This window comes from Mesorhizobium newzealandense, from assembly GCF_042682145.1.
Classification (GTDB): domain Bacteria; phylum Pseudomonadota; class Alphaproteobacteria; order Rhizobiales; family Rhizobiaceae; genus Mesorhizobium; species Mesorhizobium newzealandense.
Window position 1 is genome coordinate 486,461 of sequence record NZ_JBHUGZ010000007.1, and the last position, 14,658, is coordinate 501,118.

At 61.6% G+C, this 14,658-nt stretch carries 12 protein-coding genes; 9 read left to right on the top strand and 3 right to left on the bottom strand.

The features are described 5' to 3' along the window. The gene (locus tag ACFSOZ_RS11285) at nt 1-930 is read left to right on the top strand and encodes a glutaminase (RefSeq protein WP_379097346.1); all 930 of its coding nucleotides are present in this window, start codon (nt 1-3) and stop codon (nt 928-930) included. Nucleotides 931-1,040: 110 nt separating this feature from the next. On the opposite strand, the gene ACFSOZ_RS11290 is transcribed toward ACFSOZ_RS11285, so the two are convergent. Continuing rightward, entirely contained in the window at nt 1,041-4,025 is a 2,985-nt protein-coding gene (locus tag ACFSOZ_RS11290) for an Rne/Rng family ribonuclease (RefSeq protein WP_379097348.1), read from the bottom strand. Nucleotides 4,026-4,675: 650 nt separating this feature from the next. Between ACFSOZ_RS11290 and ACFSOZ_RS11295 the strand changes: the two genes are divergently transcribed. The 8 genes from ACFSOZ_RS11295 to ACFSOZ_RS11330 all read left to right on the top strand — a co-directional run bounded on the left by ACFSOZ_RS11295 (nt 4,676) and on the right by ACFSOZ_RS11330 (nt 13,164). Beyond that, the gene (locus ACFSOZ_RS11295; protein WP_379097351.1) at nt 4,676-5,926 is read left to right on the top strand and encodes an N-acetylmuramoyl-L-alanine amidase; all 1,251 of its coding nucleotides are present in this window, start codon (nt 4,676-4,678) and stop codon (nt 5,924-5,926) included. Between the two features lie 213 nt (nt 5,927-6,139). Beyond that, entirely contained in the window at nt 6,140-8,596 is a 2,457-nt protein-coding gene (locus ACFSOZ_RS11300) for a penicillin-binding protein 1A (RefSeq protein WP_379097353.1), read from the top strand. 117 nt (nt 8,597-8,713) lie between these two features. Beyond that, a protein-coding gene (gene prfB / locus ACFSOZ_RS11305) for a peptide chain release factor 2 (protein ID WP_379097356.1) occupies nt 8,714-9,845 on the top strand; the annotation gives its coding sequence in 2 pieces (ribosomal slippage) (nt 8,714-8,779 and nt 8,781-9,845; 1,131 coding nt in all). A gap of 64 nt (nt 9,846-9,909) precedes the next feature. Further along, nucleotides 9,910-10,326, top strand: coding sequence for a GFA family protein (locus ACFSOZ_RS11310; RefSeq protein WP_379097359.1), 417 nt, complete (start codon nt 9,910-9,912; stop codon nt 10,324-10,326). A gap of 182 nt (nt 10,327-10,508) precedes the next feature. After that, complete coding sequence (locus ACFSOZ_RS11315; protein WP_379097362.1) at nt 10,509-10,886, top strand: hypothetical protein; 378 nt, start codon at nt 10,509-10,511, stop codon at nt 10,884-10,886. Between the two features lie 152 nt (nt 10,887-11,038). Beyond that, nucleotides 11,039-11,407, top strand: a complete 369-nt coding sequence (locus tag ACFSOZ_RS11320) for a GFA family protein (protein WP_379097365.1) — start codon at nt 11,039-11,041, stop codon at nt 11,405-11,407. A gap of 153 nt (nt 11,408-11,560) precedes the next feature. Next, a complete protein-coding gene (locus tag ACFSOZ_RS11325) occupies nt 11,561-12,211 on the top strand; it encodes a YiaD family glycine zipper/OmpA-like lipoprotein (RefSeq protein ID WP_013531371.1) in 651 nt (216 codons plus the stop codon). A gap of 344 nt (nt 12,212-12,555) precedes the next feature. Beyond that, the gene (locus ACFSOZ_RS11330) at nt 12,556-13,164 is read left to right on the top strand and encodes a hypothetical protein (protein WP_379097369.1); all 609 of its coding nucleotides are present in this window, start codon (nt 12,556-12,558) and stop codon (nt 13,162-13,164) included. Nucleotides 13,165-13,349: 185 nt separating this feature from the next. Here the strand turns inward: ACFSOZ_RS11330 and ACFSOZ_RS11335 are convergent, their stop codons facing one another. Together ACFSOZ_RS11335 and ACFSOZ_RS11340 are read right to left on the bottom strand one after the other, a co-directional pair. Beyond that, nucleotides 13,350-13,622 carry a DUF2798 domain-containing protein gene (locus ACFSOZ_RS11335; RefSeq protein ID WP_379098166.1) on the bottom strand — a complete coding sequence of 91 codons (273 nt, stop codon included), beginning with the start codon at nt 13,620-13,622 and terminating at the stop codon, nt 13,350-13,352. Nucleotides 13,623-13,669: 47 nt separating this feature from the next. Beyond that, entirely contained in the window at nt 13,670-14,551 is an 882-nt protein-coding gene (locus ACFSOZ_RS11340; protein WP_379097372.1) for an NmrA/HSCARG family protein, read from the bottom strand. Nucleotides 14,552-14,658 lie beyond the last annotated feature (107 nt).

Below are 14,658 nucleotides of genomic sequence, written 5' to 3' on the forward strand. Positions count from 1 at the left end.
ATGCCGGAACTCGAGCAGGCACTGGCTGAAGTCGCCGCCGAAATGGCGCAACGCACCGATCGTGGTGACGTCGCCACCTACATTCCGCAACTGGGCAAGGTCGACCCGAAGAAATTCGGTATCGCCGCCGTCACCAATGACGGCCGCGTGCTGATGGCGGGTGACGCCGACCAGGCATTTTCGATCCAGAGTATCTCCAAGGTGTTCACCCTGACGCTGGCGCTCGGCAATGTCGGCGACGCGTTGTGGCAGCGCGTCGGACGCGAGCCCTCGGGCAATCCGTTCAACTCGATCGTGCAGCTCGAACACGAGAACGGCATTCCGCGCAATCCGTTCATCAACGCCGGCGCCATCGTCGTTTCCGATATCCTGCTTGCCGGCCACCAGCCGCGCGAGGCGATCGGCGAAATCCTGCGCTTCATCCAGTTCCTTGCCGACGACGAAACAATCATCATCGACCGCGAGGTGGCAGCGTCCGAACGGGCCACCGGCTATCGCAACTTTGCGCTTGCCAACTACATGAAATCCTTCGGCAATCTCAACCACGCGCCGGAGCTGGCGCTGGGTGTCTATTTCCACCACTGCGCCATCGCCATGAGCTGCCGGCAACTGGCGCTTGCCGGCCGGTTCCTGGCCAATGGCGGCAAGAACCCGGCGACCGGGCATTCCGTGGTATCGGCCGAGCGGGCGCGGCGCATCGGCGCCATGATGCTGACCTGCGGCCATTATGACGGCTCCGGCGATTTTGCCTTCCGCGTCGGCATTCCCGGCAAGAGCGGCGTTGGCGGCGGCATATTGGGGATCGTGCCGGGCGTCGCCTCGCTCGCCGTCTGGTCGCCCGGCCTCAACGCCAACGGCAATTCCAAGCTGGGGTCGATCGCGCTGGAAAAGCTGGCCAGGATGATGAACTGGTCGATCTTCGCGCCGTAGCATTGTTAGCATTCTTGCGGTCCACAGAACGCCAGATGTGAAAAATCCCGCGCCATCTTTTCGATAGCGCGGGATTTTTATCAGATAATCAGCACAAGTAATTGAAAAGCTTAGAAAAAGCCCTTCCGCTGCCACCATCCGGCGCGCTTCGGCTTGTCTTCGGTCTTCGCCGCTGGTTCGTCCGCAACGGTCGAAGACACCACCGGCACGACCGGCGCATCCACTGCCGCCGGCTTGCGCCGTGACGGGCGGGCCTTCGGTGTGTCCTCGGCGGTCGCTGCCGCTGTCTCGATGGACGCAGTGACCGAGGTCTCGACCGGTGCTTCCGCGACCACTTCCGCAGCCGGCTCCTCGGTGACGACCTCGGCTGCTGCCTTCTTCGGCTTGGCGGCACGACGTGGCTTCTTCGGCTTTTCGGTGCTTGGCGCGTCGTCATTGGCCGGAGCAAGCGCCACTGGCTCTTCGGCCGGTGCGACAACTACTGGCTCGCTGGGGACCGCCACGCTTTCCGCGACATCACTGTCGGATGCCTCGTCGGTTTCGCCAGCACTTGCTTCGGCCTCGCCTTCACCGTCTTCGCGGCGATTGCGTTTGCCGCCACGCTTGCCGCGCCGGCGCTTCTTGCCCTGGCCTTCGTCCGAAGCCTCAACCGTTTCAGCGGTCTCGGCAACACCGACAGGGGCGTCGTCGTCCGCTTCCGCGTCGCTATCGCTCGCAGTGGCCGCTGACCCGGAGAACTCGCCCGCCGGTGCGGAGACTGAAGCCCCTTCCGTCGGCGCGCCATGTTCGCGGTCGCGATCCTTGCCGCCGCGCCGCCGCCGGCGCTTGCGGCGCTTGCGGTCTCGGCCTTCGCCTTCTTCGCCACCGGCAGCAGGCCGCGGCTGTTGTTGCTGCGGCTGCTGGCGTGGCTGCTCCGCCTGCACCGGTGCCTCGTCGTCTTCCTCGACGACGGCAATCTCGTCTTCGGGCTCTTCCGGTTCGACATAGGCCGGGAAGCTGCGTGCCTCGACAAAGCCTTCCGGCTTTTCAGCCAGCGCACCGCGGAAGATCGCATAGTGCTGCGCGCCAACAGAATCGTCGGCCTCGATGGTGATGGTCAGGCCGAAGCGGCTTTCCAGTTCAACCAGCGTGCCCCGCTTGTGGTTGAGCACATAGAGTGCGGTCGCCGCCGGTGTCCGCACCGTGATGTGGCTGCGCGAATCCTTGAGCAGGAATTCCTCGATCGCACGCACCACCATCAGCGCCACCGACGAATCGGAGCGCACATGGCCGGTACCGCCGCAATGCGCACAGGGCTTCATGGTCGATTCCAGCACGCTGGCGCGGATGCGCTGGCGTGACATCTCCATCAGGCCGAAATGCGAGATACGGCCGACCTGGATACGCGCACGGTCGTTCTTGAGGTGATCCTTCAGCCGCTTCTCGACGGAGCGGTTGTTGCGGTTCTCCTCCATGTCGATGAAGTCGATGACGATCAGGCCGGCAAGATCGCGCAGCCTCAACTGGCGGGCGACTTCCTCGGCCGCTTCCAGGTTGGTGTGGAGCGCTGTGTCCTCGATCGAATGCTCCTTGGTGGAGCGACCCGAATTGACGTCGATGGCGACCAGCGCCTCGGTCTGGTTGATGATGATGTAGCCGCCGCTCTTAAGCGTCACTTGCGGCTGCAGCATACGGTCGAGCTGCGCCTCGATGCCATTGCGCACGAAGATCGGCGTCGTGTCGCGGAACGGCTGAACCACCTTGGCGTGGCTCGGCATCAGCATGCGCATGAAGTCCTTGGCCTCGCGATAGCCTTCCTCGCCGGAGACGAGAATCTCGTCGATATCCTTGTTGTAGAGGTCGCGCACCGAGCGCTTGATCAGGCTGCCTTCCTCATAGACCAGGGCGGGGGCCGTCGACTGCAAGGTGAGATTGCGGACATTTTCCCAAAGCCGCATCAGATATTCGTAGTCGCGCTTGATCTCGGCCTTGGTGCGGCTCTCGCCGGCCGTGCGCAGAATGACGCCCATGCCCTGCGGCACTTCGAGATCGGCAACGACCTCCTTGAGGCGCTTGCGGTCGACCGCGCTGGTGATCTTGCGCGAAATGCCGCCGCCGCGCGCCGTATTCGGCATCAGCACCGAATAGCGGCCGGCAAGCGACAGGTAAGTGGTGAGGGCGGCGCCCTTGTTGCCGCGCTCTTCCTTGACGACCTGCACCAGCAGGATCTGCCGGCGCTTGATGACTTCCTGGATCTTGTACTGGCGGCGCACCGGCTTGCGGCGGTTGCGCACTTCTTCCAGCGCATCCTCGGCACCGACCGATTCGATCTCATGGTCATCCGGATGCGAGGACTGCACTTCCTCGAGCATGCCGCGATCATTGTCGCCGGATGTGACTTCACTGCCCTGTTCCGCTTGCGGGACGGATTCGGAAATCACATCGCCTTCGACCGCGGCGGCGATCGATGTCGGGCCGCCCTCGCGGGTTTTGGTTTCGTCCTGCTCGGCTGAACCTTCATCGTGGCCGGACGTATCGGCATGCCCCGACGTCTCGGAATGTTCGGACGAATCGGCTGCGTGTTCGATGATCTCGGAGGTGTGGGAGATCTCCTCGAGAACGATGTCGCCATTCCCGCTGCCTTCGCCTGGCTCGCCGGAGCTTTCGCTTGCCTCATCGGCAGCTTCGCTTGCCTCGCCGGATTCGGCTGCATCGCGCTTGTGCTCACCGCGGTCGCGGCTCTTGCCGCCGCGCCGGCGTCCGCGCCGTCCGCGATCGCGGCTCTGACGATCTTCACCGTCGCCGTCCTCGTCCTCCTCGTCTTCAGCCTCCTGCGCTTCGGCGCGCAGCAGTGCCTGACGATCGGCGACCGGAATCTGGTAGTAGTCGGGGTGAATTTCACTGAAGGCGAGGAAACCGTGACGGTTGCCGCCATATTCGACAAAGGCTGCCTGAAGGGAGGGTTCGACGCGCGTTACGCGGGCGAGGTAGATGTTTCCTTTGAGCTGCTTCTTGTCCTGGGATTCAAAGTCGAATTCTTCAATACGGTTACCGCGAACGACGACAACGCGTGTTTCCTCCGGGTGGGAGGCGTCTATCAGCATTTTGTTGGGCATTATTTCGTTTCCCCCCGGCAGCCGTCAGCCGCAGCTTGCGAGGCAATGCCTGCTGCTGCGTGTCTGGAGTGTGGGTGCCGGATACTTGAATGTCCGCCGGCCGCCGCTTGAGCGCCATGGCGGTGCCGCCCGCAGCCATAATGGCGCGGTTTGATGCGGACCTTTCCATGATTGCGCTTGAAGCCATCGTCACCAGCAGAACCTTTTGAACCAAAGCCCGGACGAACCGGACCAGCTTGTTTGCTCATACAGAGCCGGCGCGGGAACAAACCCGGCCGTTTTCCTCACGCAGGCGATTCCCCCGCCACGGGCGCACACCTGCGAAATTCGTCGCGATCACCTGTGTCCTTTTCGCGTGAAGCGAAAGGAGCCGCCTTTCATCTGACCCTGTAGCAGGAAGCTGCGGAGGAGGGCGGTTCCAGGATTGCAGTGATCCACCATCGCTTTTATGATTTGGCGGGGTGGAAGGCAACCCCGATTTCCGATGCCGGCAAAAAGCGGTTCCGTAACGTAAGAACAGGCTCCGACCCGCATGAAAAGGCTTGGTTAACCTTCTCTGGATACCAATCGTTAATTGAATTCACGGCCTTGCCGGCATTTCGACGAAACCACTGGCGCCTGGCGCCAAACCGGGAGCGACTGGAAGAGAGATGGGACGGGCAGACTTCACAGACAAGGGATGTCGTGTTGGCGGCCAGATCATCAGTGCCGTCTGCCTCTTGCTGTTGCTGGCGATCGCTTCCGTTGCCAATGCCGCCGACGCACCGCTCGTGGCAAAAGGCTACAAGATGGCTGGCGATGCCGCCAAGATGCGCATCGTCATGGATTTCGACCGCGAACCTGACGTCAAATGGTTCCTGCTGCGCGGCCCCAATCGCCTTGTCATCGATCTCGCGAATACGAGATTCGCCATTAACGCCAAGGATTTGAAGGCGCGTGGCCTGGTCAGGGGCGTTCGCCTGGGCGAACTCGGCGAGGGCGTTTCACGGCTGATCCTCACCGGCAAGGGGCCGTTCGCCGTCGACAAGCTCGATGTGCTCAAGAACGAGGACGGAACCGGCTACCGCATTGCCATCGACATGTCGGCAGCCTCCGAACGCGAGTTCGACGCGGCACTTGACAATCAGGCGCTGACCACCGGATCGACGGTTTCGACCGACAAGGGAGGGCGGGTCGGCACCGGACCGGTCTCCAATCCGGGCCACCGCTTCACCGTTGTCCTCGATCCCGGCCATGGCGGCGTCGACGGTGGCGCCGAGGGCCTGAACGGCACCATCGAGAAGAACGTCACGCTCGCCTTCGCCACCGAGTTGCGCGACAAGCTCGCGGCCGTCGGCAACTACGACGTGTTTATGACGCGCGACAGCGACGAATTCCTGCGGTTGGATGATCGCGTGCGCATTGCCCGGCAGCACGAGGCCGACCTGCTGATTTCCATCCATGCCGACACAATCAGCGTCAAGGGCATTCGCGGCGCCACCGTCTACACCGTTTCCGACAAGGCTTCGGATCCCGAGGCGCAAGCGCTTGCCGACCGCGAAAACCTCTCCGACCAGTTCGCCGGCATGGAGATCAAGAACGACAACAAGGAAGTCACTGACATCCTGATCGACCTGATCCGGCGCGAAACGCACAATTTCTCGATGAGTTTCGCCCACACGCTGGTCGGCCAATTGTCGACCAGCGTCGGCCTTATCAACAATCCGCAGCGCTCGGCTGGGTTCAAGGTGCTCAAAGCACCCGACGTGCCATCCGTGCTGGTCGAACTCGGCTATCTCTCGAATGCCAAGGACGAGGCGCAGCTGCTCAACGCCGACTGGCGCGGCAAGGCGGCTCAAAGTATAACCAATGCCGTCGCGCTTTTCGCTTCAGCCAAGGGCGGGGCTGGAACCGGAGGCTGATATGCTCGGCGTCGCCCACAGCCGGCGGCAGCGTTGCGCGACGACAACAGCCGGTGCTTTTATTTCCGGCTTGCGATCACGAATTGAGGCATTGCCGTATTTTGTCCACATGGTGGCGACATGGGTTTTCGATTGCGGATTGGGACCGGCTCGAAAGCTTGCGTGGAAGGCGGCTTCGTTTAGGAAATTCCCGAACCAAGGACTGGAGCGGGTATGATTCGTCTCATTGGCTATTTTTTCGGCATCGGCACGACGCTGGCCCTTCTGGTCGCGGCGGGCGTTGCCATCTACATCGGCCATTTGTCGAAGGATCTGCCCGACTACGAGGTGCTGGCCAAATACGAGCCGCCGGTGACCACCCGCATCCATGCGTCGGACGGCGCGCTGATGGCCGAATATGCCCGTGAACGCCGCCTGTATCTGCCGATCCAGGCCATACCGGATCGCGTCAAGGCGGCCTTCCTGTCGGCGGAAGACAAGAACTTCTACAACCACCCCGGCATCGACGTGACCGGCCTTGGCCGCGCCATCATCGTCAACCTGCAGAATTTTGGCTCGGGCAAGCGCCAAGTCGGCGCCTCGACGATCACCCAGCAGGTGGCGAAGAACTTCCTGTTGTCCTCGGACCAGACCTATGAGCGCAAGATCAAGGAGATGATCCTCGCCTTCCGCATCGAGCAGGCCTATCCCAAGGATCGCATTCTCGAGCTCTACCTCAACGAAATCTTCTTCGGCTTCGGCGCCTACGGCGTCGCCGGCGCGGCGCTGACCTATTTCGACAAGTCGGTCAACGAACTGACCGTGGCCGAGGCTGCCTATCTGGCTTCGCTCCCGAAGGGACCGAACAACTACCATCCCTTCAAGCATGCCGATCGCGCGATCGAGCGCCGCAACTGGGTCATCGACCAGATGGTCGAGAATGGCTATGTGACGCGCGAGGAAGGCGGCAAGGCCAAGGCCGAGCCGCTGGGCGTGACGCCGCGCCGCAACGGCACCTATCTTTTCGCCGGCGAGTACTTCACCGAGGAGGTGCGCCGCCAGATCATCGCCCGTTATGGCGAGAATGCGCTTTACGAAGGCGGCCTTTCCGTCCGTACGACGCTTGATCCAAAGGTTCAGCTCATCGCCCGCAAGGCGATGCAGAACGGGTTGATAAAATACGATACGCTGCGCGGTTATCGCGGGCCGGTGACGAACATCGACGTGTCCGGCGACTGGGGCGTGCCGCTGGGCAACGTCAAGGGGCTGGAGGATGTCCCCGAATGGTCGCTCGCCGTCGTGCTCGACAGTTCTGAGACCGGCCTGTCGATCGGCCTGCAGCCGGCGCGCCAGGCGTCGGGCGACATCGTCAAGGAACGCGTCGAAGGCACCGTCAGCAAGGAGGACATGGGCTTCGCCATGCGCCATGTGGTTGACGGCAAGACCGTCAAGGCCAAGTCGCCGGCGGACGTGTTGAAGCCGGGCGACGTCATCTTTGTGCAGAAGAACGATGGTGCCGATGGCGCCTACAGCCTGCGCCAGGTTCCCGAGGTGGAGGGCGGCCTGATCGCCATGGATCCGCATACCGGCCGCGTGCTGGCCATGGTCGGCGGCTTCTCCTACGCGCAGTCCGAATTCAACCGCGCCACCCAGGCCATGCGCCAGCCAGGGTCCTCGTTCAAGCCGATCGTCTATTCGGCCGCGCTCGACAATGGCTATACGCCGGCCTCGGTGATCATGGACGGTCCTATCACCATCCAGAGCGGCAACACGACCTGGACGCCGAAGAACTATGACGGCACCGTCGCTGGCCCGGCAACGCTGCGCTCCGGCATCGAGAAGTCGCGCAACCTGATGACGGTGCGGCTTGCCAATGACATGGGCATGAAGCTGGTCGTCGAATATGCCGAGCGCTTTGGTGTCTACGACCATCTGGCGCCCTATCTGCCTATGGCGCTGGGCTCCGGCGAAACGACCGTGATGCGCATGGTGTCGGCCTATTCGATCATGGCCAATGGCGGCAAGTCGATCAAGCCGTCGCTCATCGACCGCATCCAGGACCGCTACGGCAAGACAGTGTTCAAGCAGGACGAACGCGGCTGCCAGGGCTGCAATGCGCCCGAATGGCAGAACCAGCCGGAGCCGGAACTGGTCGACAATTCCGAGCAGGTGCTCGATCCAATGACCGCCTACCAGATCACCTCGATGATGGAAGGTGTCGTACAGCGCGGCACCGGCGCCACCATCGGCGAACTCGGCCGCCACATCGCAGGCAAGACCGGAACGACGAACGACGAAAAGGACGCCTGGTTCATCGGTTACACGCCTAACCTCGTCGTCGGCCTCTATATGGGCTACGACACGCCGCGCGGCCTTGGCCATGGTGCTACCGGTGGTGGTCTCGCGGCCCCTATCTTCAAGGACTTCATGCGCGTAGCGCTGGATGGCACGCCCAATGTCGACTTCAAGGTGCCGGAAGGCATGAATCTGGTCGCCATCAATCGCAAGACCGGCATGCGTGCCGCCTCGGGTGATCCAGGCACCATCATCGAAGCCTTCAAGCCGGGCACCGGTCCCGCCGACAGCTATTGGGTCATCGGCATGGGCGCCGACGGCTCCAATGCCACCGGCGGCGCGCTGTCGCCGCAGGCCAACCAGGCCATCCAGTCTGGCGGAGGCGGCCTCTACTGACGATTTTCATGAGCGGATGGGCTGGCCTTACGCCAGCCCATTTTGCTTTACAGCCGGCGGCAGCCTCCCTATGTATCGCGCCGACCGATTTCAGCAAACAGGACAGAACAGCCAGCCATGCGCGCGGAAACGCAGAATATTGTCGACGAGATCAGGCAGGCGATTACCCTGCTGAGGAGGCATCTTTGACTGGGATCAGGCCATAAAGCGGCTTGAATACCTCAACGTGCGTGCCGAGGACGCCAGCCTCTGGAACGAACCGCTGGAAGCGCAGAAGCTGATGCGCGAACGCCAGGGCCTCGAGGAAGGCATCGCCTCGGTGAAAGGCCTGACACAGGCGCTGGAAGACAATATCGGCCTGATCGAGCTCGGTGAGGAAGAGGGCGACGAAGGCGTCATCGCCGAGGCCGAAGCGTCGATCCGTTCGATGCAGGGCGAAGCGAAGGCCCGCCAGGTCGAGACGCTGCTGTCGGGCGAGGCCGACTCCAACGACACCTATCTTGAAGTCCATGCCGGCGCCGGCGGCACCGAAAGCCAGGATTGGGCTTCGATGCTTTTGCGCATGTACACGCGCTGGGCCGAACGGCGCCGCTTCAAGGTCGAAGTGCTGGAAGTTCACGACGGCGAAGAAGCCGGCATCAAGTCCGCCACGCTGCTGATCAAGGGCCACAACGCCTATGGCTGGCTGAAGACGGAATCGGGTGTGCATCGCCTGGTACGCATTTCGCCCTATGACAGCAATGCGCGCCGGCATACGTCCTTCGCCAGCATCTGGGTCTATCCGGTCATCGACGACACGATCGAGATCGACGTTTCGGAATCCGATGTCCGCATCGATACCTATCGCTCGTCCGGCTCGGGCGGCCAGCACGTCAACACCACCGATTCGGCGGTGCGCATCACCCACCTTGCCACCGGCATCGCGGTCGCCTGCCAGGCCGAACGATCGCAGCACAAGAACAAGGCCAAGGCTTGGGAGATGCTGCGCTCGCGTCTCTACGAGGAAGAGCTGAAGAAGCGCGAAGCGGTTGCGAACGCCACCGAAGCGTCGAAGAGCGATATCGGCTGGGGTCACCAGATCCGCTCCTATGTGCTGCAGCCCTACCAACTGGTGAAGGATCTTCGCACCGGCGTCGAGAGCACCAGCCCGTCGAGCGTGCTCGATGGCGACCTCGACGATTTCATGGAAGCCTCGTTGTCGCAGCGCATCGAAGGCGGTGCGGGTGAAGCGGTGGCGGACCTGGATTGATGCACCTCGCCCAAAGTGCGCAGTGGCCCGAGGACAGCGGCCTAACATAGACCTGGATTGGACGATGGCTCGCAAGCTTGTCGGGAAATGCCTGTGCGGCGCTGTGCAATACGCCGTTCGGGACGAATTTGCCTACGCGGCCAACTGCCACTGTTCCAATTGCCGACGGACCACGGGTTCGGCCTTCAAGCCGTTCGCCGGTATCGAGCGCGAAAAACTTGTCCTCACCGAAGGCGAGGGCAAGCTTCTGATCTTCGGTGATCAAAGCGGCCACGACGCGCATTGCGGGCTGTGCGGCTCATTGCTCTATTCGCTCGTCCGCGAGGGGGCTTTTGTCCATGTCGCCATGGGCACTCTTGTCGACGATCCGACCATCCGCCCGACCGCGCACATCTTCGTCGGTTCGAAGGCGGGCTGGTTCACCATCACCGACGACCTGCCGCAATATGAAGGGCATGTCGTCGGAGCTGTCGACGAATAGGCGTCGGCCGGCCACGTAGCAATTTCTTGCGCCGACTCACATTTGCGATCACCATCACGGGAGGCAAAAGCATTTATGGCTGGGCGCGGCATATCTGCAAGCTGACGATCCGGCCGCTGGGAAGACACGTTCCGGGAACGGGCAAGCGAAACGCTTGATGCTCGTTTGAAAGGAACGTTTCCATGTCTGCTGCCACACCCAGATCGGCCAAAGCCGTTCAACCGGCCGGCCGACTCCTGTTTTCCCTGCTCGCAATTCCAATGATGGCAATGCTGTCGTCGCCTGCGCTGGCGCATGACGCCAAGCCGACCGCGGCGAAGCCGCAAGGCTGGAGCTATCCATTCGCCTGCTGCGCCAATTACGATTGCCACGAGGTGTCGCAGACCTCGATCAGCGAGCGCCCGGAGGGTTATGTCATCAAGGACACCGGGGAGGTGTTGGCCTACAGCGACAGACGAATCAAGGAGTCGCCCGACGGCGAATTCCATTGGTGCGCGCATGAAGCCGGGCTCGATGCCGGCAAGACCATCTGCTTGTTCGTGCCCCCATCGTCCTACTAGGCTTGGATCTTAGGCCGAAGGGATCAGGCCGACGCGTCGTTTTCGGGCTGCGCCAGCGTGTCTGGCGGGTCTGCTGACAGACAGTTGTCAGGAGCGCCTCTTTATGCTGCCCTTGCCGCACGAGGCGGCTGGCGACAGGAGGAAGTTCGTTGATGACCATCAAGGCAAGCTGTCATTGCAAGGCGACGACATTCGAGGTTTCGCAGGCACCGCAGACGGTGACGCAATGCACCTGTTCGTTCTGCTCGAAACGCGGCTCGCTCTGGGCCTACTACATCCCGTCGCAATTCAAGCTCACCAGCCCGCCGGAGAACGTTTCTGTCTACGAGTGGGGGTCGAAAACCGTAAAGCACGGTTTTTGCGCCACGTGTGGCTGCGGCACCTTCACGGAAACGCCGGACTGGTCGACCGGCGAGCCGGATTTCGACAATCCCAAGATCAGCGTCAATTCGCGGCTGTTCGATGATTTCGATGTCAACAAGGTTGAAGTGGTGGTCATCGACGGCAAGAATCTCTGGTAGCTCGCCAGGAGGGCAACCGGCCAATTTTGGCGCCGGGAAAAGCCATTGCGAGAGCTCTTGCCGTTCCGTATTTCGCCGCAATTCATGGTACAAGTCGCGGGAAGGGCTGATTTGGCGCCATCGCAATGGCGTGACTTGGAGAGGGACGATCCTATGAAAAAGACTGTGCTCGTCGTCGTGGCGACGGCTGTGCTCGTGAGTGCCTGCACCACCACCGATCCGTATACCGGTGACCAAAAGATTTCCAACACGGCCGCGGGCGCCGGCCTTGGCGCGCTGGCCGGTGCCAGCCTTGGCCTGCTTGCCGGCGGCAATGACCGCCGCAACGCGCTGATCGGCGCGGGCATCGGCGCGCTCGCCGGCGGCGCCATCGGCGCCACCATGGACCAGAACGAGGCCGAACTGCGCCGGCAGCTTGAGGGCACCGGTGTCAGTGTCACCCGCAGCGGCGACCAGATCATCCTCAACATGCCGTCCGACATCACCTTCAACTCGGATCAGGATGCGGTGAAGCCCGGCTTCTACCAGGTGCTGAATTCGGTCGCACTGGTGCTGAAGAAGTTCAAGCAGACCACGGTCGACGTTTTCGGTCACACCGATTCGACCGGCGGCGACCAGCACAATTTCGATCTGTCGCAGCGTCGTGCGCTGGCGGTCGCCAACTATCTGTCGGGCCAGGGCGTCGATCAGCGCCGCTTTGCCGTTACCGGCTTTGGCAAGACGCGCCCGGTCGCGTCCAATGCGACGGCGGAAGGCCGCGCCCAGAACCGCCGCGTCGAGATCCAGCTGTCGCCGCTCACCTGATCCGTTCGGCAAGCGAATTGCAAAACGGCCCCACGTGGGGCCGTTTTTGTTTGAGCGGACGTCGGCGCAGATTGGCGCACTAATGCATGTCGCTCAAAAGTGGCCCTGGTTTTGAGACAACGACATGCATAGAGACAAAGGCTTAAAGCGCGTCGCATGAATCCGTTTCAACGCGACGCACTTTAGAGAATTAGCTAGTTCTAATTGGCTAGTTTCCCGCAGTCATGGAAAGGAATAGCATCGTCCCTGTTCCAGAGGGGATGAGGCGGTACAACTGGCCGCGCAATCAGCATTTTCCCCGCCTCGGTCTTGCACGGCCAGATCAGAAAATCTGGGAGGAATGCATGCCAAGAACAGCCAGCCTTGGGCGCTGCGGCGTCCTCGTTTTAACAAGTCTTGCAGGCGCATGGTTGGGCGTCACTGCGGTTCGGGCCGAGGACGCCAACAAGGCCGACATCGATGCCTTGAAAAAGTCGCTCGCCAAATATGAGGACTACACCGCCGCCGTCCGCGACCTCTATCTGTCGACAGTCGGCTGCGTCTACTACAGCGGAGAAAAGATACCGGGCACGATGGACTACCCGAAAGGCGCCATGGGTATCCATTTCGTCAACGTCCCAAGTGTCGGCCAAAAACTCGATCCGATGCGCCCCAATGTGCTCATCTACGAACCGACGAAAAAAGGTCTGCGCCTGGTCGGGGTGGAATGGCTTGTGCCGCTGACGCCGGACACCAAAGAGCCGCCGAAGCTGTTTGGCCAAACCTTCATGGGCCCAATGGAGGGGCACTATCCGCTCATCCCGAAGGAGTTCGTCCACTACGATCTTCACGCCTGGCTGTTCAGGGACAATCCGAACGGTATGTTCAGTCCGACGAATCCGAAGGTGAAATGCAGCAAGGCCGAGTTTCCGATGCTGGAGAAACCGACCAAGATGATGCCTGGGCCGATGTAACGGGCGAGCCAGACCAGGAGCAATTCCAGGAAGAGTGTGAAACGGTCGCGGGAATTGCGTCAAAACAAGGAGAGCGGTTCGGCCCTCCGTAAAACGGTGAACCGCTCCACGAGCTTGCCGAGAGGGCAAGCCGGATGGCCGGCTTGCCCTCGAAAGCGGTCGGGGATCAGACTTTGGCGACGCCGTCAGGACGAGGTCGGCTGATCGACAATTGCCGCAACGATCCGGCGCACGATCGGCAAGACCACCAGCAGACTCGGAAACGCCACAAGCCATGATGCTCCCCATGCATACGGCCAACTCGCCACGAAACCGGTTGTCCAGCCCGCATTGATCAGCGTCGATACCGCGGAAACAATGCACGACATCAGGATGGAAAGAACGAATGGCATTACCAGCGCATTGTAGGAGGGCGGTAGTTTCCTCGATTTCAAAACCTTGTCCGATAACGCTCGCATCAAGTATCTCCTGTTCAGAAAGTGAATGCATGCGCGGCTGAGCGCGATCAGGTGGCATGCGCCGTTTGCAGGGCCAGGTTCCGAATGAAGCTGCGCAACGAACGCGGTTCGCGGCCCAAGGCGGCGCGCAATGTCAGACTGTTCCCGCCAAGGCCATGGTCGGCGTAGTGGCCATATACCTTGGCCAACAATTGCATCTGGCGGTCACTGTAGGGGAGGCGGGCATTCGCGGCCCACTCGCCAAATGTCGGCTCGCCCGCGAAGACCGGGCGGCCAAGTTCCTCTCCCATTATTGACGCGATCTCTTCCCGGCTATGCATACCCGCGCATAGCTCAATCGTCCCATAGGACAGTCGCGCTTCGGTCAATGCGATCGCTGCCACTTCGGCAACATCGCGGTAGTCGACACGCGCCACCTTCGCTGTCTTTGGAAACGGTTCCGAGAAAACGCCATGCTCAACGACGGATGGCCAGGCCGCTGCGATATTCTGCATGAAATTGGCCGGGTGCAGGATCGTATATTCCATCGTTGTCGAGTAGAGAGCGTCCTCGACGGGCACCTTGCTCGCATGGTTTTCCAGCTTCGTATTGGTCGGCTGGATAACCGACGAGAAGACGAATTTTTGAACGCCCGCCTGCGCCGCCGCCTCAACCATGGCAACCCCCATGGCGGCTTCATCGGGGGCAAAGGCCGGTCCAATATGGAAGACCCCGGCGACGCCCTCGACGGCGCTTTCGAGGCTCCGGCGATTGCGTAAATCGCCAGTGGCGACCTCGGATGCGCCTAGCATTCGGGCCTTCTCGGTGTTCGCCGGATCATGGACTAGCGCTCGAACCGTGGCATTGCGGCGCACAAGTTCGGGCACGACCAATCCGGCAAATCGACCGCTGGCGCCAACAACCAGCACGGTTGGATTGAGTGCTTGCATGACAACTCCCTTCCCACAAGCCTGTCCTCGCGGGACAACCTACAGGGAGGTACGATGTCGCAATCGGCGTTACAATTGTTCGATTTTGCGATAGATTATGTCGATTG